This window comes from Streptomyces sp. NPDC021622 (assembly GCF_040640795.1).
GTDB lineage: Bacteria > Actinomycetota > Actinomycetes > Streptomycetales > Streptomycetaceae > Streptomyces.
In genome coordinates, this window is sequence record NZ_JBFACK010000009.1 from 328,452 (window position 1) to 347,090 (window position 18,639).

General features: G+C 70.6%; 20 protein-coding genes and 2 pseudogenes. 8 read left to right on the forward strand and 14 right to left on the reverse strand.

From position 1 onward, the window contains the following. The first annotated feature begins 27 nt into the window (after nucleotides 1–27). Nucleotides 28–459 (forward strand): DUF3224 domain-containing protein, encoded by a 432-nt coding sequence (locus AB0G47_RS20420; RefSeq protein WP_360771621.1) that lies wholly within the window; start codon nucleotides 28–30, stop codon nucleotides 457–459. Between the two features lie 2 nt (nucleotides 460–461). Here AB0G47_RS20420 and ung read toward each other — a convergent pair whose 3' ends face one another. From ung to AB0G47_RS20450, 6 genes are all read right to left on the reverse strand, one after another. Continuing rightward, entirely contained in the window at nucleotides 462–1,145 is a 684-nt protein-coding gene (ung, locus tag AB0G47_RS20425; RefSeq protein ID WP_360771624.1) for a uracil-DNA glycosylase, read from the reverse strand. Between the two features lie 110 nt (nucleotides 1,146–1,255). Then, nucleotides 1,256–2,830: an ABC transporter substrate-binding protein gene (locus AB0G47_RS20430; protein WP_360771717.1), complete on the reverse strand. Its 1,575-nt coding sequence runs from the start codon at nucleotides 2,828–2,830 to the stop codon at nucleotides 1,256–1,258. Between the two features lie 196 nt (nucleotides 2,831–3,026). After that, nucleotides 3,027–3,782 carry an SDR family oxidoreductase gene (locus AB0G47_RS20435; RefSeq protein ID WP_360771627.1) on the reverse strand — a complete coding sequence of 252 codons (756 nt, stop codon included), beginning with the start codon at nucleotides 3,780–3,782 and terminating at the stop codon, nucleotides 3,027–3,029. A gap of 17 nt (nucleotides 3,783–3,799) precedes the next feature. After that, nucleotides 3,800–4,561, reverse strand: coding sequence for a 3-oxoacyl-ACP reductase FabG (fabG, locus tag AB0G47_RS20440; RefSeq protein ID WP_266869189.1), 762 nt, complete (start codon nucleotides 4,559–4,561; stop codon nucleotides 3,800–3,802). Between the two features lie 149 nt (nucleotides 4,562–4,710). After that, nucleotides 4,711–5,109, reverse strand: coding sequence for a DUF3037 domain-containing protein (locus AB0G47_RS20445; protein WP_360771630.1), 399 nt, complete (start codon nucleotides 5,107–5,109; stop codon nucleotides 4,711–4,713). Then, nucleotides 5,106–5,897: a HipA family kinase gene (locus AB0G47_RS20450; protein WP_360771632.1), complete on the reverse strand. Its 792-nt coding sequence runs from the start codon at nucleotides 5,895–5,897 to the stop codon at nucleotides 5,106–5,108. Before AB0G47_RS20450 ends, AB0G47_RS20445 begins: the two co-directional genes overlap by 4 nt. Nucleotides 5,898–6,000: 103 nt before the next feature. Here AB0G47_RS20450 and AB0G47_RS20455 point away from each other — a divergent pair, with 103 nt between their 5' ends. Further along, nucleotides 6,001–6,483, forward strand: a complete 483-nt coding sequence (locus AB0G47_RS20455) for a Rieske (2Fe-2S) protein (protein WP_360771635.1) — start codon at nucleotides 6,001–6,003, stop codon at nucleotides 6,481–6,483. On the opposite strand, the gene AB0G47_RS20460 is transcribed toward AB0G47_RS20455, so the two are convergent. Both AB0G47_RS20460 and AB0G47_RS20465 read right to left on the reverse strand, forming a co-directional pair. Next, nucleotides 6,480–7,391 (reverse strand): nitroreductase/quinone reductase family protein, encoded by a 912-nt coding sequence (locus AB0G47_RS20460; protein ID WP_360771637.1) that lies wholly within the window; start codon nucleotides 7,389–7,391, stop codon nucleotides 6,480–6,482. The two genes, AB0G47_RS20455 and AB0G47_RS20460, sit on opposite strands and share 4 nt — an antisense overlap. Before the next feature lie 250 nt (nucleotides 7,392–7,641). Next, nucleotides 7,642–8,289, reverse strand: a complete 648-nt coding sequence (locus AB0G47_RS20465; protein WP_360771640.1) for a cysteine hydrolase — start codon at nucleotides 8,287–8,289, stop codon at nucleotides 7,642–7,644. A 162-nt stretch (nucleotides 8,290–8,451) separates the two neighbouring features. On the opposite strand from AB0G47_RS20465, the gene AB0G47_RS20470 reads away from it, so the two are divergent. Then, the gene (locus AB0G47_RS20470; protein ID WP_360771643.1) at nucleotides 8,452–8,919 is read left to right on the forward strand and encodes a pyridoxamine 5'-phosphate oxidase family protein; all 468 of its coding nucleotides are present in this window, start codon (nucleotides 8,452–8,454) and stop codon (nucleotides 8,917–8,919) included. Between the two features lie 111 nt (nucleotides 8,920–9,030). On the opposite strand, the gene AB0G47_RS20475 is transcribed toward AB0G47_RS20470, so the two are convergent. Continuing rightward, nucleotides 9,031–9,939 (reverse strand): LysR family transcriptional regulator, encoded by a 909-nt coding sequence (locus AB0G47_RS20475; RefSeq protein ID WP_360771646.1) that lies wholly within the window; start codon nucleotides 9,937–9,939, stop codon nucleotides 9,031–9,033. A gap of 38 nt (nucleotides 9,940–9,977) precedes the next feature. Here AB0G47_RS20475 and AB0G47_RS20480 point away from each other — a divergent pair, with 38 nt between their 5' ends. Next, nucleotides 9,978–10,976 carry a DMT family transporter gene (locus AB0G47_RS20480; RefSeq protein ID WP_360771648.1) on the forward strand — a complete coding sequence of 333 codons (999 nt, stop codon included), beginning with the start codon at nucleotides 9,978–9,980 and terminating at the stop codon, nucleotides 10,974–10,976. Here the strand turns inward: AB0G47_RS20480 and AB0G47_RS20485 are convergent. After that, nucleotides 10,967–12,298, reverse strand: a complete 1,332-nt coding sequence (locus AB0G47_RS20485) for an aminotransferase class I/II-fold pyridoxal phosphate-dependent enzyme (protein WP_360771651.1) — start codon at nucleotides 12,296–12,298, stop codon at nucleotides 10,967–10,969. The two genes, AB0G47_RS20480 and AB0G47_RS20485, sit on opposite strands and share 10 nt — an antisense overlap. 37 nt (nucleotides 12,299–12,335) lie before the next feature. On the opposite strand from AB0G47_RS20485, the gene AB0G47_RS20490 reads away from it, so the two are divergent. Continuing rightward, nucleotides 12,336–13,040 (forward strand): pyridoxamine 5'-phosphate oxidase family protein, encoded by a 705-nt coding sequence (locus tag AB0G47_RS20490; protein WP_360771654.1) that lies wholly within the window; start codon nucleotides 12,336–12,338, stop codon nucleotides 13,038–13,040. Next, nucleotides 13,040–13,676 (forward strand): annotated as a pseudogene (locus tag AB0G47_RS20495) (FMN-binding negative transcriptional regulator). The gene AB0G47_RS20490 and the pseudogene AB0G47_RS20495 overlap by 1 nt, the downstream one beginning before the upstream one ends. A 45-nt stretch (nucleotides 13,677–13,721) precedes the next feature. Here the strand turns inward: AB0G47_RS20495 and AB0G47_RS20500 are convergent. The 3 genes and pseudogenes from AB0G47_RS20500 to AB0G47_RS20510 form a co-directional block, all read right to left on the reverse strand. After that, on the reverse strand, nucleotides 13,722–14,693 hold the full coding sequence (locus tag AB0G47_RS20500; RefSeq protein ID WP_360771657.1) for a DMT family transporter: 972 nt from the start codon (nucleotides 14,691–14,693) through the stop codon (nucleotides 13,722–13,724). A 159-nt stretch (nucleotides 14,694–14,852) separates the two neighbouring features. Continuing rightward, entirely contained in the window at nucleotides 14,853–15,875 is a 1,023-nt protein-coding gene (locus AB0G47_RS20505; protein WP_360771660.1) for an EamA family transporter, read from the reverse strand. Between the two features lie 190 nt (nucleotides 15,876–16,065). Further along, nucleotides 16,066–16,605: pseudogene (locus AB0G47_RS20510) on the reverse strand (Clp protease N-terminal domain-containing protein); the annotation flags it as partial. 156 nt (nucleotides 16,606–16,761) lie between these two features. On the opposite strand from AB0G47_RS20510, the gene AB0G47_RS20515 reads away from it, so the two are divergent. Further along, nucleotides 16,762–16,950 carry a hypothetical protein gene (locus tag AB0G47_RS20515; protein WP_360771662.1) on the forward strand — a complete coding sequence of 63 codons (189 nt, stop codon included), beginning with the start codon at nucleotides 16,762–16,764 and terminating at the stop codon, nucleotides 16,948–16,950. Between the two features lie 20 nt (nucleotides 16,951–16,970). Here the strand turns inward: AB0G47_RS20515 and AB0G47_RS20520 are convergent, their stop codons facing one another. After that, nucleotides 16,971–17,786: a putative protein N(5)-glutamine methyltransferase gene (locus tag AB0G47_RS20520; protein WP_360771665.1), complete on the reverse strand. Its 816-nt coding sequence runs from the start codon at nucleotides 17,784–17,786 to the stop codon at nucleotides 16,971–16,973. A gap of 301 nt (nucleotides 17,787–18,087) precedes the next feature. On the opposite strand from AB0G47_RS20520, the gene AB0G47_RS20525 reads away from it, so the two are divergent. Continuing rightward, complete coding sequence (locus tag AB0G47_RS20525; RefSeq protein WP_266869173.1) at nucleotides 18,088–18,516, forward strand: SRPBCC family protein; 429 nt, start codon at nucleotides 18,088–18,090, stop codon at nucleotides 18,514–18,516. The last annotated feature ends 123 nt before the right edge of the window (nucleotides 18,517–18,639 follow it).

The window sequence follows — 18,639 nt, forward strand, 5'->3', positions numbered from 1 at the left end:
GTCAGGTACCGGTGACAGGCTCATCTCATGACGACCAACACCACAGCCGACGACACGACGACGACCACCACCGGCGCCTTCACGTTCACCAACTGGGACGAGAAGCCGGTCGCAGGCAGCGACGGCGGCGCACGCATCGCGCGCGCCGCCGTCACCAACGACTTCACCGGCGCCATCGAGGCCACCGGCACGTCGTGCGAGTACGCCCTCGTGTACACCGGCGAGGCCACCGGCGCCTTCGTCGGCTACGAGTTCATCGAAGGGACCGTCGACGGCCGCGAGGGCTCCTTCGTCCTGGAGCAGCGCGGCACCTTCAGCGCCGACGGCATCACCTGCACCGTCACCGTCCACCCCGGCTCGGGCTCGGGCGAGTTGGCGGGCCTGGCCGGCACCGGCTCGTTCACCGCGCGGCACGGCGACTCCACCGTGCCGTACACCTTCACCTACGACATCGGCTGAGCTCAGCCGATGTCCGGGATGCGCCAGTCGATCGGCTCGTGCCCCTGCGCCGCCACCGCCTTGTCGATCTGGGTGAAGGGGTGCGAGCCGAAGAACTTCTTCGCCGAGAGCGGCGAGGGGTGTGCGCCCTTCACCACGACGTGCCGCTCCTCGTCGATGAGCGGGAGCTTCTTCTGGGCGTAGTTGCCCCACAGGACGAAGACGGCAGGGTCGGGGCGTTCGGCCACCGCGCGGATCACCGCGTCCGTGAACTTCTCCCAGCCCTTGCCCTTGTGGGAGTTGGCCTCGCCGGCGCGGACCGTGAGCACCGCGTTCAGGAGCAGGACGCCCTGCTTGGCCCACGGCATCAGATAGCCGTTGTCCGGCACCGGGTGGCCGAGCTCTTCCTTCATTTCCTTGTAGATGTTCCGCAGCGAGGGCGGGGTCTTCACGCCGGGCCGCACGGAGAAGCAGAGGCCGTGGCCCTGCCCTTCGCCGTGGTACGGGTCCTGGCCGAGAACGAGCACCTTGACATCCTCGTACGGCGTCGCGTCCAGGGCGGCGAAGACCTCGTCTCGCGGAGGGTAGACGGGACCCTTCTCCCGCTCTTCCTCGACGAACTCGGTGAGCTCCTTGAAGTAGGGCTTCTGCAGCTCCTCGCCGAGGACTCCGCGCCAGGACGCGGGCAGCATGGCGATGTCGGTCACGTCAACAACCTCCGGTGTGCGGTCACTTCTCACCACAGAACCTACCGGCGACCACTGACAATCGATCCGTTCACCCTGCTGCCCGCCGCCCTGACCAAGTGGCCTCGCGCCTACCAGCTGGTCTTGCGCTGCAGCTCCCACATCATCATGATCGCCGACGGGTCGAGGGCGCGCTCGCCGCCCGCGATCTCCTCGCTGGCCATGATGTACTGCTTGCCCTGCCACAGCGGCAGCAGCCGCGCGTCGTCGACGAGGAGCTGCTGCGCCCGCTCGAAGTCGTCGGCCACGGCACCGCGGTCGGCCTCACGGCGTGAGTGCGGCAGGACCTCGTCGGTGATCTCCGGCACCGGGTAAGGCGTGTTGAGCACGTTCTTCTCGCCGATGAACGGCGCGATGAAGTTCTCCGCGTCGGGGAAGTCGGGGAACCAGCCACGGCCGAAGACCGGGTACTCGCCCTTCTTGGTGCCCGCGTCGAACTCGGTCCAGGGACGGCTCTTGAGCGTGATCTTGAACAGGCCCGACGCCTCGAGCTGCCGCTTGATCTCGGCGAACTCGGGTCCGGTGGCCGAGCCGTAGCGGTCGGTCGTGTACCAGAGCGTGAGCGGCACCGGCGCGCTGATGCCCGCCTTCTGGAGGATCTGCTTCGCCTTGGCCGTGCTGGGGTCTCCGTAGTCGTCGAAGAAGCCGGTGCCGTGCCCGGTCAGGCCCTGGGGGACCATCGAGTACAGCGGTTCGACGGTGTCCTGGTAGATCTTGTGGGCGATCGCCCCGCGGTCGATGACCTGGGCGAAGGCCTGGCGTACGGGCTTCTTCCTGGCCCAGGGGTCGTCGGGGTTGAACACCAGGTAGCGGATCTCGGTGCCCGCGCCCTCGACCAGCTGGATGCCCTCGCGCCGGTGCTTGCCCTGCATCTCGACGATGTCCTTGGAGGCGAGGCCACGGAAGGTCACGTCGATCTGCTTGTTCTTGAGGGCCGAGACCATGGCGGTCGACTTCTTGAAGTAGCGGATCGTGACGGCGTCGTTCTTGCGGTCCGCCGAGCCCTTGTACTCGGTGTTCTTGACCAGCTCCGCACGGTCGCCGGGCTTGTACGACTCCAGGGCGTACGGTCCCGACCCGGAGATCTCGTTGCCCTCACGGACCTTGTCGGCCGGGTACTCATTGGGGTCGACGATCGACATGGCCGGCGTCGAGAGCACGAACGGGAAGGTGGCGTCCGACTTCTTGAGCCGGAATACGACCGTCCGGTCACCCTTCGTCTCGACCTTGTCGAGCGATCCGAGCAGACCCGCGGGCCCGCCCTTCACGTCGATGCGCCGCATGCGGTCGAAGGTGTACTTGACGGCCTTCGCGTCGAGCTCGTGACCGTCGGAGAACTTCAGGCCCTCGCGCAGTTCGCAGGTGAAAACCGTGTTGGTCGCATCGGCGAACTTGCAGGACTCGGCCGCGTCCGGCTCGGGCGTCGCGGCCCCGGTCGGGAAGCTCAGCAGCGTCTGGAAGACGTTCCGGTACAGCTCCCAGGAGCTGTCCCAGGCGGCCGCCGGGTCGAGAGTGCTGGGGGCACTCATGGTGCCGACGGTGATCTGCTGCTCCTCGTCCTCACCGTCGGACGAGATCACTCCGCACCCTGCGAGCAGGGATATCGACAGCAGTCCCGCGGCCGGCCGCAGGCCCCGGCGGGACAGTCCGGCAGGGCCTCGAAGACCCGCCGCCACCACCGGGCGAACTTCACTGAACACGCGCACGCTCCTCGATCGGCCATGCCATGGGTCGGGAGACAATATCGCAATGCCCCGCCGGGCCAACTTGCGGCGCCGACGGGGCACTTGATGCGTATGTACGTCCCTTTAAGCGGCGTACGCGGCGATTGTGGGGGCTTTGTCAGCCGACGCCCGCATTGAGGAAGATGCCGCCATCGACCACGAGTGTCTGCCCCGTGATCCAGTCGGACTGGTTCGACGTGAGGAACGCGGCGGCGCCGCCGATGTCCTCGGGCACACCGAGCCGCCCCAGCGGGTACGCGGCGGCGGCCTCCGCCTCACGGCCCTCGTAGAGCGCCTGGGCGAACTTGGTCTTGACCACGGCGGGCGCGATCGAATTGACCCGGACCTTCGGCGCGAACTCGTGCGCGAGCTGGAGGGTGAGGTTGACCATGGCGGCCTTGCTCATGCCGTACGCGCCGATGAACGGCGACGCGGAGACGCCGGCGACGGAGGCGATGTTGACGATCGCGCCGCCGTTCTCGCTCTGCCAGGCCTTCCAGGTCTGCTGGGCGAAGCCGAGAGCCGAGATCACATTGGTCTCGAAGACCTTGCGCGCCACATTGAGGTCGAGCTCCGCGATCGGCCCGAACACCGGGTTCGTACCGGCGTTGTTGACCAGGAAGTCGACCCGCCCGAAGGCCTCCATGGCGCGCTCGACGGCGAACGCCTGGTGGGCCTCGTCGTGGGCCTTGCCCGCGACGCCGATCACCCGGTCGGCGCCCAGCTTCTCGACGGCCTCCTTGAGGGCGTCCTCGTTGCGTCCGGTGATGCAGACGCGGTCGCCGCGGGCGACGAGCGCCTCGGCGATGCCGTAGCCGATGCCGCGGCTCGCGCCCGTGACGAGCGCGGCCTTTCCACTGTCCTGCAATGCCATCTCGAAATCCCTCCGGGCTAGTTGAGCGGGCCGCCGGCCACGTACATGACCTGGCCGGAGACGAAGCCCGCCGCGTCGCCGGTGAAGAAGGCGATGGCGTTGGCGATGTCCTCGGGGCGGCCCACGCGCTGCACCGGGATCTGGCTGGCGGCCGCGGCCTGGAAGTCCTCGAAGCCCATGCCGACGCGGTCGGCGGTGGCCTTGGTCATCTCGGTGACGATGAAGCCGGGGGCGACCGAGTTGGCGGTGACGCCGAACTTGCCGAGCTCCTTGGCGAGGGTCTTGGTCAAGCCCTGCAGACCGGCCTTGGCCGCCGCGTAGTTGGCCTGGCCGCGGTTGCCGAGGGCGGAGGACGAGGAGAGGTTCACGATCCGGCCGAACTTGGCGTCCACCATGTGCTTCTGGATCGCGCGGGACATCAGGAACGCGCCGCGCAGGTGCACGTTCATGACCGTGTCCCAGTCGCCCGCGCTCATCTTGAAGAGCAGGTTGTCGCGGAGCACACCGGCGTTGTTCACGAGGATCGTGGGCGCGCCGAGCTCCTGGGCGATGCGCTCGATGGCGGCCTCGACCTGGGCCTCGTCGGACACGTCGCAGCCGACGGCGAGGGCCTTGCCACCGGCGTCGGTGATCTGCGCGACGGTGTCCTTGCAGGCGGCCTCGTCGAGGTCGATCACCGCGACGGCACGGCCCTCGGCGGCCAGGCGCACGGCGGTGGCCGCGCCGATGCCTCGCGCTGCTCCGGTCACGACCGCGACGCGCTGCTCAGTGGTGGACATGCTGGTTCTCCTCGCCCTTGGGATGCGGCTCTACGGTACGCCCCGGTGGTGAGCGACCGCTTAGTACCTTCAGCTGAACGAGACGCTAGAAGCCCTGGCACCCGGTGTCAACGGCACACCTGGGCCTGTGATTCTTTACCTCACGAGGATCACCTCACGAGGAGGTCGAGCAGTCGGTCGAGCTCCGCGGCGGGATCCGCGGTGAGTCCCGTGTGCACCGGGCCCGGCTGGACGACGGTCGAGCGCGGCGCGATCAGCCACCGAAAGCGCCGCCCGGCATCGTCCCGCTCGGCCTGCCCCGCGCCTTCGCCGCCCGCACAGATCCGCTCGACGGCACCAAGGGCGGCCTGTACGCCACCCACGTCGGCCTGCGGGTCGAGGGCCCGCAGCTTGTCCTCGTCCAGATGCGTACGGGCGGCCACGAAGGATTTGGCGCGGCAGTAGACCACGACCCCCGCGTTGAACTGCTCGCCGCGCTCCACGCGCGGCACGACGCGCACCAGGGCGTACTCGAAGACGTCCCGCTCGATCGACGGCTGCTCGGTCACTGGGTGGCGCCCTTCCGCTGCGGCTCGGGCAGCTGGATCCGTTCATGAATGGTCTTGGCGCGCGGCAGCAGCGCCGCCACATACGCGCGGCGCACGGCGTCGGGGTCCTCGAAGCCCGGCTCGCCCACCAGCCACTCGTCGGGTACGTCGGCGGCGGCCGACGCGAGGATTTCCTCGGTGACCAGCGGCGCGAGCTCGGCGGCGGCCGCTGCGACATCGGGCCGGAAGGGAGCGAGGGCGTGGTCGGAGGCGTCGTACGGCTTGGCGGCCGCGGTATCTGCGGTGCGCCAGTTGTGGTGCCAGATCATGCTCGCGCCGTGGTCGATGAGCCAGAGATCGCCGTGCTTGACCAGCATGTTCGGGTTGCGCCAGGAACGGTCGACGTTGTTGATCAGCGCGTCGAACCACACGACACGGCCGGCCTCGGCGGGGTCGACGGGGTACGCGAGCGGATCGAAGCCGAGCGCTCCCGAGAGGAAGTCCATGCCCAGGTTCAGCCCGCCGCTCGCCTTGAGCAGCGCCTGCACCTGCTGGTCCGGTTCGCCCAGGCCGATCACGGGGTCGAGCCGGATCCCGGTCAGACGCGGCACCCGCAGGCCGAGGGCGCGCGCGAGCTGCCCGCAGATCACCTCGGCGACGAGTGTCTTGCGGCCCTGTCCGGCGCCGGTGAACTTCATGACGTACGCGGCGTACGTTCCCTGGTCGTCGACCGCCTCGACGAGGCCGGGGAGCGATCCGCCCTCCCGCAGGGGCGTCGCGTAGCGGACCGCGGTTACTTCGGTGAGCATCGCCCCAGGTTAATGCCGGTGCTCGGGGCGGGTGCGAACGCGGCCCGAGCAAGAAGTGCAGACGCGTTTGAACACGGCGCGGCGCGGCCTCGTACCACCTGGCATGACCGCTTCCAAGAATTCCCTGCCCGCACCCTCCCGCCGTTCCGTCGTCGCCGCCGCGGGTGTCGTCAGTCTTGCCGCCGCCCTCACCGCATGCAGCGACGGCGACGACAGTTCCGACCAGTACGGCGCGGACGACTCCGCACCGGCCGAGAAGAAGTCCCCGGACGGTGCGGGATCGTCCGGTGGCGCCGGCGGTGCGGTGCTCGCCAAGACGTCGGAGATCCCGGTGGGCGGCGGCAAGATCTTCAAGGCCGAGGGGGTGGTGGTGACCCAGCCGACGAAGGGCGAGTTCAAGGCCTTCTCCAACCGCTGCACACACAAGCAGTGCCCGGTGACGAGCGTCGAGGGCGGCACCATCAACTGCCCTTGTCACGGCAGCAAGTTCGACATCACCGACGGCAGCGTGAAGGCCTCACCCGCCCCCGCCCCGCTGCCCGCCACCGAGATCAGCGTGGACGGGGACTCCATCAAGCTGGCCTAGGAGGCGGGCGGCGCCGGCGGCCACGGGATGTCGGCGAGGAGCGGCAGCACGATCCCTTCCTCGTAGTCGAGATGGGCCAGCAACTCCTTGGACATCATGGCCAGTTCGTCCCGGAAGCGCTCGGGGTCGGCCGTCCCGACGTCGGCGAGCAGGGCGACCAGATCGTCCTGGATGCGCGCCACCGTGCGGTGTTCCTCCTGGATGCGGTCCATGGCTTCCCGAAGATGCGGATGGTGGTGTGCGACCACGGGGAAGACATGGCCGTCCTCGCTGGTGTGGTGGAACTCCAGGGTCTGGCAGAACGCCAGGCAGTGCTGCCGGATCTGCAGCCCGAGTCCGGGCGCGGGCGGCTCGCCGGGCCCCTGGTGGGCCGCCCGCGCGGCGAAGTGGGCGTCGGTCTCGGCGCTCACGTGCCGCAGCTGATGGCGCAGCCAGGTGTGGATCTCCAGGATCTTGTCGGCGAGGCTTGTGACCTCGCGGGGCCCTTCGCCCGGGGCGGGTTCGGACCGCTCCAGGGCCACCACCGGCAGGACCCTGGTGGTCCGCTCCTGGTAGTCGGCGTATCCGGGCACGGCTTCGACGACGCGCCGGAACAGCCGGTCACGGCGCGCCCCTTCGGCGGGGACGGCGATCGCTTCGAACTCGTCGCCGCCGATCTCCACGCCGACCGCGGGGTGTGCCAGCAGGTCGTGGTACCAGGCGGGGTGGCGGGGCGAACCGAGGTTGGACCCGACGACCAGCAGCAGGTCGTCGACGCGCACATAGCCGAGGGGGACGGTGGTCCGCTGCCCCGACTTGGCGCCGGTGGTGGTGAGCAGGAGGAGATCGCCGCCTTCGAAGGGGCCGCCGACCTTCCCCGCGTTGGCTCGGAACTCTTCGATGACGGACTGGTTGAACGACGTGGGCATGCTGAGGTGACTCTCCAGGCAAGAAGGTGCGTCCGCGCGGGACGGCAGGACATGCGTCCGCGCAGGACGAGGAAAGGGAGGGAACGCCGAGCGCCATGCGCTCGCGTCAGTACGTCAGTTACGGGATGCGGAGTACGAACTCATGACACGTCCCTGAGTGAAGGTGCTCGCCCGGCATCCGGCCTGCCCACTGCTCTTTGGCCGGTGCCACGCGGCACGCGCTCCATTACAGACTCGTGGCCGTCACCTGTCAAACGCCGGGCCGCGAACGCCGCTTCCACACGCCGAGGACGTCATCGGTGGTGGTGACGGTGGCGACCAGGGCGAGCGTGTTGCGGACCATCGCGGGGGTGTAGTCGGCGGGGACGCCCGCGATGGCGTCCGCGGGCACGACGGCGGTGTATCCGAGGTTCACGGCGTCGAAGACGGCGTTGGGGATCGCCACGTTCGCCGAGACTCCGGTCACCAGGAGCGTACGGCACCCCAGGTTGCGCAGCAGCGGGTCGACATCCGTGCCCGCGATCGGCGACAGACCGTGCAACCGCCGCACGATGAAGTCCTCTTCGGACACCTCGATGGGCGGCGCGATGCGTACGGCCCTGGTCCCGGAGAGCTGCTGCACGGGCAGCCGGCCCGCGGCGCGGAAGAGCCGCGCGTTGTGGTTGGCGCCCCGCCCGTCGGGGCGCCGCTCGGCGACGGCGTGCAGGACCTGGGTCCCGGCCTGGCGGGCCGCGGAGACGAGCCGCGCGACATTGCCGAGGGCACCCGACTCCCTTGCCTCCTTGGCGAGTTCGGGCAGCGCGCTCTCGGTCCCCACGACGCCCTGCTGGCACTCGACGGTCATCAGCACGGTGGTGGCGGGGTCGAGGAGTTCCCTGAGCTGTTCGTACGACGGCATGGCTCCCCCTGTCGCTGTCGCGGCCGCTCTCGCTGTCTGTGTCACGGTCCGGGATGCGCGGAGGCTAGCGGCCATTGCGTCACGACGGAAGAGGCCGCATTCTTCCTTCCTGACGCACCATCAGCTCTGAGATGCCATCAGCTACGGATATACGGAGGACGCATGGCCGTCACACAGCGCCGGGGCCGCAGGATCATGATGTCGCCGGGCGAGCTCGACGAGTTCCTCTCCACGGAACGCACCTGCCGGGTCGCGACCGTGTCCGGCGGCGGCGCCCCGCACGTCAGCGCCCTGTGGTTCGTGTGGGACGGCACGTCCCTGTGGCTGTTCTCGATCACCCGCAGCAAGCGCTGGGCGGATCTGCGGCGCGATCAGCGGATCGCCGTGGTGATCGACACGGGCGTGGAGTACGCGGAGCTGCGGGGCGCGGAGCTTTCCGGCACGGCGGCCTTCGTCGGCCAGGCACCGCGGACGGGCGAGCCGTGCCCCGAACTCGACGTCCCCGAGCGGCTGTTCGCCCAGAAGTACTTCGCGATGGACTCGATGCCGTACGACGGAAAGCATGCGTGGATCCGGCTTACGCCGGATGCGGTCTCCTCCTGGGACTTCCGGAAGCTGGCGCAGCTGTAGCGCTGTTCCGTCTCTGCGGGTTCCGCCCGAAGTTCTGTGCGTCGCCTGCGGGTACGTCGTGGCTGGTCGCGCCCACGCGGCGGAGCCGCACATGTCACAGCCCCGCGCCCCTTACGGGGCGCTAAGCGCCGCCCCCGCCCCCTGCAACGCCTCCACCGCCGCCCTGATGGACGGTCGCCGGTCCGCGTCCGCGCGCCACACCACGTACACATGACGCCGTACGCGATGGCGCACCGGGACCGTCCTGACGCCGGCCGGCATCGGGTCGCGGCCCAACTGGGGTGCCACGCAGACGCCGAGGCCCGCGGCCACCAGGGCGAGCTGGGTGTGATGCTCCTCCGCGCGGTGCGTGATGCGCGGCTCGATGCCCTTGGCCCGCAGGGTGAACATCAGCCACTCGTGACAGAACTCCCCCTCCGCCCAGGTGATCCACTCGTCGTCCGCGAACTCGTCGAGGTCCACTTCGGCGCGGTCGGCGAGGGGATGCGCGGCCGGCATCGCGACATCGGCGGGGTCATCGAGGAGGGACGCCTTGACCAGGCCTTCGGGCATCGGCAGCGGCTTGTTGTACCAGTCGAGGACGACCGCCATGTCGATGTCGCCGCGCACCACGGCGGCCACGCCGGGCTGCGGCTCCAGCTCCTGGGAGCTGACGCGCAGGCCCGGGTGATCGGTGCGCAGCACGGAGAGCGTGGCGGGCAGCAGTCCGCGCATCGCCGTGGGGAACGCGGCGATGCGCAGCTCGCCGACGGCCTTGCCGCGCTGCTCCTCCAGATCGGCCTTGGCGAGCTCGACCTGGGAGAGGATGCGCGCGGCGTGGTCGGCGAGCAGCCGTCCGGCGTCGGTGAGGCGCACGCCCCGGCCGTTCTTGGCGAGCAGCTGCTGGCCCACCTCGCGCTCCAGCTTGGTCATCTGCTGCGAGACCGCCGACGTCGTGACGTGCAGCCCCGCCGCGGCCCCGCTGACCGAGCCATGCCGGGCGAGTGCGTCGAGGGTGCGCAGGCGCTCCAGGTTCAACATGTAAGCAATGCTACGCGATACCCCGCATTTTATTTCGCTTGTGCTACGAGATGGACTGCTCCATCGTGGCGTGCATGAGCGTCACCACCACTCCCGTCCCGGCCGCACCGTCGGCCCACTCCACCGCCCCGCCCCGGCGCCGCCGCGCCCTCGGCTGGCAGGTGCGCTTCGGCGTCCTCTCGCTGATCTGGGGCTTCAGCTTCCTGCTCATCAAGGTCGGCACGGAGGGGTACGCGCCTTTCCAAGTCACCCTGGGGCGGCTCGTGTTCGGCACTGCCGTCGTGGCGGCGGTGCTCGTGGTGAAGCGCGAGCGGCTGCCGCGCGGGGCACGGACGTGGGGGCATCTGACGGTCTCGGCATTGCTGCTCAACGCCCTGCCGTTCTCGCTGTTCGCGTACGCGGAGCTGACCATCCCGTCCACGCTGGCCGGGATCTGCAACGCGACGTCGCCGCTGTGGGGCATGGCGCTCTCCCTGGTCGCGCTCTCCGAGGACCGCCCGACGCGGCGCAGGGTCGCGGGCCTTGGCATCGGCTTCATCGGCGTACTGACGGTGCTCGGCGCCTGGCAGGGCTTCAGCGGCCTGGACTTCGGCGGCACGGCGATGGCGCTGCTCGCCTCGCTGAGCTACCCGATCGGCTGGATCTACGTGCGGCGCACGCTGGCCGGTTCGGGCCACTCCAACCTCTCCCTGTCCGGCGCGCAGTTGCTGGTCGCGACCGTCGAACTGGCCGTGGTGACCCCGCTGTTCACGTCCCTTCCCACGCACTTCCCCGTCGTGCCGCTCCTGGCCATCGTGGCTCTGGGCGCGCTGGGCACCGGGCTCGCCTTCCTGATCCAGTACGGCCTGGTCTCCGAAGTCGGGCCGACGACCGCTCAGATGGTCACCTACTTCATCCCCGTCATCGCCACCGCCGCAGGTGTCGCCGTGCTCGGCGAGTCGCTGAGCTGGTCGACGCCGGTCGGCGCGGTGATCGTCCTGGCGGGCGCGGCCCTCACCCAGTCCCGGCCGAGGGACCGACGGCCGGATCACTCATAGCGCCGCGCGGGGGCGGGCCCGACGGCGGATGCGACGGCGTCCGCCACGGCCTCGATGTCGTCGTCGCCGAGCGTCGACACCGTGATCCGCACCCCGGGCCGCGCGCTCATCCGGAACCGCGCCCCCGGGGCAACGGCCCACCCCGCGTGCAGCAGCCTGGCGACCGCACCGGTCTCGTCCGGCACGGGCACCCATACGTTCATGCCGCTGCGCCCGTGCGCCACGACACCCCGGGCCGCGAGCCCGGCGATCAGCGCGTCACGCCGCCTCCCGTACGACGCCGCCACCTCGGCGGCGTCCACCGCCCCGCCCTCCCACAGCCGCACCACGGCCCGCTGCGACAGATGGCTCACCCACCCGGGGCCGAGCCGCTGCCGCCCCTGGACGCGGTCTAGGGTCACGGGATCCCCTGTCAGCAGGGCGAGGCGCAGGTCGGGACCGTACGCCTTGGCCGCCGAGCGGACGAACGCCCAGCTGCGTGTCACGCCCGCCAGCGGGTGCAGCGGCAGATCGACGATGCCGTGACCGTGGTCGTCCTCGATGAGCAGCACCTCCTGGTGCGCGGCCAGCACTTTTCGCAGGGCACGCGCGCGTGGGGCGGTGATCGCGGCACCCGTCGGGTTCTGGGCGCGGTCGGTGACGATGAGCGCGCGGGCACCACCGCGCAGCGCCTGCTCCACATCGGCAGGGAGCGGCCCCTCGTCGTCCACCCCCACGGGGACCGTGCGCAGCCCGAGCACCGGCACCAGATCCAGCAGGCTGCCCCACCCCGGGTCCTCGACCGCCACCGCGTCGCCGGGCTTGAGGTGGGCCGCGAGCACCCGCTCGATGGCGTCGAGCGATCCGGAGGTGACGGCGACGGGACCGCCGGGAACCCCGTCCTCGGCGAAGGCCACGCGCGCGTGGCGCTCCATCTCCGGGTCCACGGCCGTCTCGCCGTAGAGCACAGGACGCCGGTCGCCCTCCGCCGCGGCGGCCGCGAACACCTCGGCGAGCGGGGGCAGCAGCTCCGTGTCGGGGTTGCCGTTGGAGACGTCCCGCACGCCGGGCGGCACGTCCACGCGGATCAGCTCGCGCACCGTCGTCGCGGGCTTGGACCGTACGCGGCTGCCGCGGCGCCCCGCCGTCTCGATGACGCCCCGTTCCCGCAGCGTGCGGTAGGCGGCCGCCACCGTATTGGGATTCACCCCGAGCCGCTCGGCCAACTCCCTCATCGGCGGAAGCAGTTGACCCGGCTCCAGGCCGCCGTCACCCACCGCACGCTCCACGCTGGCCGCGATCTCGGCTGCGCGCCGTCCTTCGATCCGATACTCTCCTAGCACAAACCAAAGTATGCACTAGTGCAATGGAGTAGGCAACATGAGCGTCGCATCCGAGCCCGGCATCGAGACCGCCACCGACACCGCCTCGTACGCGCCGACCGACCGCACCGTCCCCACCCGCGCCCGGGAGCGTGCCGCGTACGACCACGCCTCGGTGCACGCGATACTCGACGAGGCCTACGTCTGCCACCTCGGCTTCGTGCGCGACGGCGCCCCCGTGGTCCTGCCGACGCTGTACGGCCGGGTGGGCGAGACCCTGTACGTGCACGGTTCGACGGGTTCGCGGCCGCTGCGGATGGCCGGTGCCGCGCCGCAGGACGACCCGGGGCTCCAGGTGTGCCTGACGGTCACCCACGTCGACGGCCTCGTGCTGGCCCGCTCGGCCTTCCACCACTCGATCAACTACCGCTCCGTGGTGGTCCACGGCACCGCGTACCAGGTCACGGACCCCGAGGAGAAGCGCACCGCGCTCGACGCCCTCGTCGACCATGTCGTGCCGGGCCGCTCGGCCGACTCCCGCCCCGCGAACACCAAGGAGCTCGCGGCCACCGCCGTGCTCCGCCTCGACCTCACCGAGGTGTCCGCCAAGGTCCGCACCGGCGGCCCCAACGACGAGCCGGAGGACCTCGACCTCCCGTACTGGACGGGCGTAGTCCCCCTGCGCAAGGGCCACGACCCGCTCATCCCCGCCGACGACCTGGCCCCCGGCATCGCGGTCCCCGACTACCTGATCGAACTGTGATGCTGATCCACCCCTGGGACGCGCCGCGCTCCGACGCCGAATGGCAACAGTGGCTCGCCGCCCACGACTTCGGGCAGCTCGCCGTGAACGGCCTGCCAGGAGAGCCCCCGCACGTCCAGCCGACTCATTTCGCGTACGACCCCGAACACGGCCCGCACGGCCGGGTGCTCCTCCACCTGGCGCGCCCCAACCCGCTGTGGCCCGCGCTCGAAGCCGACCCCGATGTGCTGCTCAGCGTGGTGGACGACTATGTGTACGTGCCCCGGCCCGTGGCAGGCGCCCCCGGACACCTCGCCCGAGCACGGCGTGCCGACCAGCTTCTACGCCGCCGTCCAGCTGCGCTGCACCGCCCGTGTCGTGGACGACCCCGAGGAGAAGGCCGATCTGCTCAACCTCCAGGTCGGCCACTTCCAGCCGGAGGGCGGATCGGCCCCCGCGGCCGTGGGCAAGGCACCGTACGGCCGCATGCTCTCCGGCATCCGGGGCATCTGCCTCGAAGTCACCGACGTACGGGCGAAGTTCAAGTACGCCAGTCACAAGCCGGCGGAGGTCCAGGAGCGGATCGCCGCGGGCCTCGCCGGGCGCGGCGGGACCCATGACACGGAGGCGCACGCCCACCAGCTGCGCCGACGCTGAAGACCCCGAGGGGCGCGGCCACACCGGCCGCGCCCCTCGCCGCGCTCAGACCGGGTCCGGCGCGAGCCCCGTCTCCCGCCGAGCCGCCACCACCCCCCGCGTCTCTGCAACCGCGAGCCCGGTCACCGCACCCAGCATCAGCAGCGTCCCGACGACGGTGGACACGGTCAGCTCCTCGCCCAGCAGAACAACGGCGATCACCGCGGCGCTCAACGGCTCGAGCAGCGTGATCACAGAGACGGTCGCGGACCGCACGACCGCGGCACCCGCGAAGTACAGCGCATAGGCGACCGCCGTCGGGATCGCGGCGATGTACAGCAGATAGAGACCCATGCGCGCCGGTTCGGCGGTGTGCGGCACAAGACCCTCCACCGCGGCGAGCGGCAGCAGACAGACGGCCACCACGGCGAACGACCAGACGGTCGTGCCGGACGAGTCGGTGCCGCCGCCCCGCCCCCACCACCGCGTCAGGAGCGTCATCGCGGCGTACGCGGCCGCCGAGACAAGCCCCCACAAGACACCCGGCATCCGCACACTGGCGCCGCCACCGCCCAACACAAGCACCAGCAGACCGATCAGCGCCCCGGCCACGGCGACGACCCCGCCGCGCCCGAGCCGCTCGCCCAAGGCGACCCGCGCCCCCAGTGCGATGAGCACGGGACCCGACCCCATCGCGACGACCGTGCCGACCGCGAGTCCCGTCGATTCGACGGACGCGAAGTAGGCGGTCTGGAAAACGGCGAGGGCCACCCCAGTCACCACGATCCGGGGCGCCCTGCGGCGCAGCGGCACACTGCCCGAAGCCGAGAGGGACCGTCGGCGCGACCCCACGAGACGCGCCGCGGACATCAGGGCGAAACCGCCCACGCAACGCCAGAAGGACAGGCTCACCGGCCCCATGTCACTGGCGTCGAAGACCAGCGCGGCGGCGGCACCCGCGGTGCCCCACGCCGTACCGGCGACGATCAGATAGAACAGGCCACGTCCGACGGACAGGCCACAGACAGCATTCGACACGTCGAGTTCTCCGCAGAAAGAAGAAAGAAGGGAGGTCCTGATCTCCGTCTGCGGGCAGCGTCGCTCCACCCGGCGACCGGCCGGGTGTGATCCAGGAGGTGCCCGCGTCTAAGCGGCGGGCGGCGGAAGAACGAGCGCGTTCGAATGCATGATCACAAGCTAGGTGGCGCTGCCGGTCGACGACAACCGCGTTTCGGAGTCCGGAACTCCGCCCGCGGCAGGCTCCGGCCGGGGCTTGGCCGGCGTGGACGACTGGGCGATGAACGCCCCGGCGAGCACCACCGCACCGCCGATGATCTGCGGCGCCGAAAGATGCTCGCCCAGCATGACCCAGGCGAGGACGGTCGCGATGACCGCCTCCAGGCAGGCCACGACCCCGGCCACCTGCGGGGAGAGCCGGCGCACCGACAGCACCCCGGTGACGTACGCGATGACGGTCGCGACGAGCACGATCCAGCCGATCAGGGCCCACGCGGGGACCGAAGAGCCGTCCATGTCGGCGCTGCCCCCGAGCACCGACCAGTCCATGCCCCACGGGCGGGCCACGACGGTGAGCACGGCGGCGCCGATGAGCAGTCCGTACGCGATGACGCCGAGCGGATCGGGCGCCTCGTCCCCGGCGTCGCTGCCCTGGTCGGACAGGACGAAGTAGCCGACCTGGCAGCACGCGGCGCCGAGGGCGAGCAGCAGGCCCACGGCGTCGAAGCTCAGCCCGGCCCACACCTCGACGACACAGGCGAGCCCGCCGACCGCGAGCACCACGCCGACCGCGGCCGCGCGCGTCACGGGCCGCCGCTGCACGAACCGCACCCAGCCGAGGACGAGCGCGGGCGCCAGGTATTCGACCAGGAGCGCGACGCCGACGGGGATGCGGGAGATCGCCGCGAAGTAGCAGGCCTGGACGCCGGCCACGGCGAGCAGGCCGAAGCCGAGGAGCAGCGCGGGCCTGCGCAGGACCAGCGCGCGGTGGCGCCATGCCACGGGCAGCATCACCAGGGCGGCGCCGGCCACCCGCAGCCACACCACATGGAGCGGGTCGAGGCCGGCCTCGATCAGCGGCTTGGCCGCGACGCCCGATCCGCCGAAGGCGATCGCCGAGCCGAGGGCGAGCCCCAGACCGACGCCCCTTCCCTGGCCCGCTCGTGAGCCTGTCTGATTCCCCTGAGACGCTTGCACCGGCACATCATGGCAGGACGAGTCATGAGCGTCACCCCCAATAGCCCCTGTCTCAATCGGCGGACGACTCGGCGGGCATCTCCGCAGATATCTGTGCAGGCATCTCGGCAGACATCTCGGCGGACTCCTCCACGGACTTCTCCCCGTACGGATCCAGGAACCCGTCCCCCGGCACACCGCCGACCCCGGCCGCCTCGATCCGCCGCAGCAGCGCCTTCGCATCGGCGCCGGCCCGCCCCAGGACCTCGACCGCGCGGCAGTCGGGATCGGCGACGAGCGCCGCCATGAGGTCCACGCCGACGGCACGCGGCTCGCCGCGCAGGTCCGCCCGCGCGATGGCCGCCTCCATGGCGGCGGCCGCCGACGGCGACAGGACCGTCTCCTTGGCGGGGGTCACCACCGGCACGGCCCCGGAGTCCTCCACCGTGCCCTGCCACTGCAGTCCGTACCCGATGCTGCGCTGCACGAGATAGCCGAGGAGCCGCACCACCTGGGCGCCGTCGCCGATGACCGCCCGCACATCGGGGTCGGCCTCCAGAAGCGAGTGCAGCAGGTGCGCGGTGTCGATCTGCCGGTCCCCGTCACGCACCGCGCGCCGGCGCGCACCGGCCACCACCGACGACAGCGCGACGCTGAGCCGGGATTCGATGTCTGCGCGGGTCGGGCCGGGCTCGGCGCCCTGCGATGTACGGCTTTGCACATCTCCCACCCCATCAGTCCCCGGCGGCGGAGTCATCGGCGGCGGGAAGCATCTTCGCGTCCGACACAGGTTGGGTACGACTGGGCAGGTTCTCCTCCTTACGGATGAGATCTGGCCGTTCTTCCGCCGAGGGGCGCGCGCCGCCTTGATGTGCGCCGCAACCATCGCGCCCCCGCCGATCGTCTTTCGGGCATGGAGAGCGGGTGCTGGATGGTCGCTCTGCCGGCGATCGACGGCAGGCAGTACGTGTACCGGGTGTACGCCCCGGACGACGCACTGCCCGCCGACCTGTTCTGGGAAGCCTGGCACTGCCACGACGAGAGCCGACTCCCCCGGGCCTGCGACCTGTTCGACGCCGCGGTGATCCGCAAGGTCGGCTGAGCGCGGGCCGCGCGCCTTGGCTACGCCTGCCGGGTTCCGATGATGACAGTCGCGTACAGCTCGTCGTCGCTCACCGACCGCGGCACGAGACCGCCGTCGGCGACCGCTTCGAGCGCGTACGGAACCTGCCGCTCGCTCGTCTCGAACAGCAGCCGGCCGCCGGGGGCCAGCCAGCGCGCGGCGTCCGCGGTCACCCGGCGCAGCACGTCGAGCCCGTCGGCGCCGCCGTCGAGCGCCACCCGTGCCTCGTGGATCCGGGCTTCCGGCGGGAGCAGGCCGACCTCTTCGGTGGGTACGTAGGGGACGTTGGCCAGCAGGATGTCGACGCGGCCGCGGAGTGCCGGGGGCAGCGGTGCGTAGAGATCGCCCTCGTAGACCTCCGCACCTATGCCGGCGACGTTGCGCCGTGCACACCGCACCGCGGCAGGGTCGATGTCGGCGGCGTACAGCTCGACTTTCTCGACGACCGCGCCCAACGCGGCCCCCAGCGCGCCCGATCCGCAGCACAGATCGACGACGACAGCTCCGGGCCGCGCCGACTCGGCGGCCTGCCGTACGAGGAACTCGGTGCGCCGCCGCGGCACGAAGACCCCGGCGTCCACGGCGATCCGCAGTCCGTAGAACTCCGCCCAGCCCAGGACGTGTTCGAGGGGCAGGCCGGAGACGCGCCGGTCGACCATGGCGGCGAGTTCGGCGGGGTCATGGGCCGTGGAGATGAGCAACTCCGCCTCGTCCTCGGCGAAGACACAGCCGGCGGCGCGCAGCGCGGCGACGACGGCGGCCATGGTGGGCGAGAACAGGGACGGTGACGCGGGTGATGACGGTGAAGCCGACATGAAAAAACCTTTCGGGATGCCTGTGGGGCTCCCTCGGTCACCTATGCCGGGTGAACCGCGCGGTCGCGAGAGGAGAGCACCCGACCTGCTACTGCGGTAATGGGTCTCACCTCCTCGTTCCGTCTCCACTGCGTCGTTCGCAGGAGACGGCCACAGTACCCGACCCGCATCCCGGCGGCATCGGCGGACCTCACCATGGATCTGACGGTTCATCAGTATTGAATGTTCGAGGCCCTGCGGCTACGTTCCGCGACACCGCAGCTGCGCCCCGCCGCAGCGCCCAACGAGAAGGGGTCGTCGCATGGCCGAAGTCAGCGCGGAAGCACGGATCGAGGCGCCCGCCGAGAAGGTCTGGGCCCAACTCACCGACTTCTCCTCGTACGGCGAATGGAACGCCACCCACACCAGCTTCCCCAAGGGCGGCCCCACCACGCTGGAGGTCGGCGGCACCTTCGCGGAGAACATGAAACTGATGGGCTTCCCGGCCGAGGTCGCATGGACGATCGAGGAGTTGGAGAGCTCCCGCACCCTGGCGATCCGGGGCAAGGGCCCGATGGGCGTGAACGTCGGCACCCGCTACAGCCTCACGCCCGACGGGGACGCGACGACGGTGCGCATCGACGGGGAGTTCACGGGCGCGGCGGTCTCCCTGATGGCGGGCAAGCTCAAGGACTCGGCGACGGCGGCACTGACGGAATCACTGCGCAAACTGGGCGGCCTGGTGACCTGAACCCCGCCCGGCACACGCAGAGAGGCGCCCCGCACTTGATGTGCGGGGCGAGATCGAAAAGCACACCTCAGAACAACAATAACCAATACACAAAACACGGTATGCGGAAGATGCGGTAGAAAT

Coding starts and splice junctions, on each gene's coding strand:
- AB0G47_RS20420 (WP_360771621.1), top strand. CDS start 28: ATGACGACCAACACCACAGCCGACGACACGACGACGACCACCACCGGC.
- AB0G47_RS20435 (WP_360771627.1), bottom strand. CDS start 3,782: ATGGCATTGCAGGACAGTGGAAAGGCCGCGCTCGTCACGGGCGCGAGC.
- fabG (WP_266869189.1), bottom strand. CDS start 4,561: ATGTCCACCACTGAGCAGCGCGTCGCGGTCGTGACCGGAGCAGCGCGA.
- AB0G47_RS20450 (WP_360771632.1), bottom strand. CDS start 5,897: ATGCTCACCGAAGTAACCGCGGTCCGCTACGCGACGCCCCTGCGGGAG.
- AB0G47_RS20455 (WP_360771635.1), top strand. CDS start 6,001: ATGACCGCTTCCAAGAATTCCCTGCCCGCACCCTCCCGCCGTTCCGTC.
- AB0G47_RS20460 (WP_360771637.1), bottom strand. CDS start 7,391: ATGCCCACGTCGTTCAACCAGTCCGTCATCGAAGAGTTCCGAGCCAAC.
- AB0G47_RS20465 (WP_360771640.1), bottom strand. CDS start 8,289: ATGCCGTCGTACGAACAGCTCAGGGAACTCCTCGACCCCGCCACCACC.
- AB0G47_RS20470 (WP_360771643.1), top strand. CDS start 8,452: ATGGCCGTCACACAGCGCCGGGGCCGCAGGATCATGATGTCGCCGGGC.
- AB0G47_RS20475 (WP_360771646.1), bottom strand. CDS start 9,939: ATGTTGAACCTGGAGCGCCTGCGCACCCTCGACGCACTCGCCCGGCAT.
- AB0G47_RS20490 (WP_360771654.1), top strand. CDS start 12,336: ATGAGCGTCGCATCCGAGCCCGGCATCGAGACCGCCACCGACACCGCC.
- AB0G47_RS20515 (WP_360771662.1), top strand. CDS start 16,762: ATGGAGAGCGGGTGCTGGATGGTCGCTCTGCCGGCGATCGACGGCAGG.
- AB0G47_RS20520 (WP_360771665.1), bottom strand. CDS start 17,786: ATGTCGGCTTCACCGTCATCACCCGCGTCACCGTCCCTGTTCTCGCCC.
- AB0G47_RS20525 (WP_266869173.1), top strand. CDS start 18,088: ATGGCCGAAGTCAGCGCGGAAGCACGGATCGAGGCGCCCGCCGAGAAG.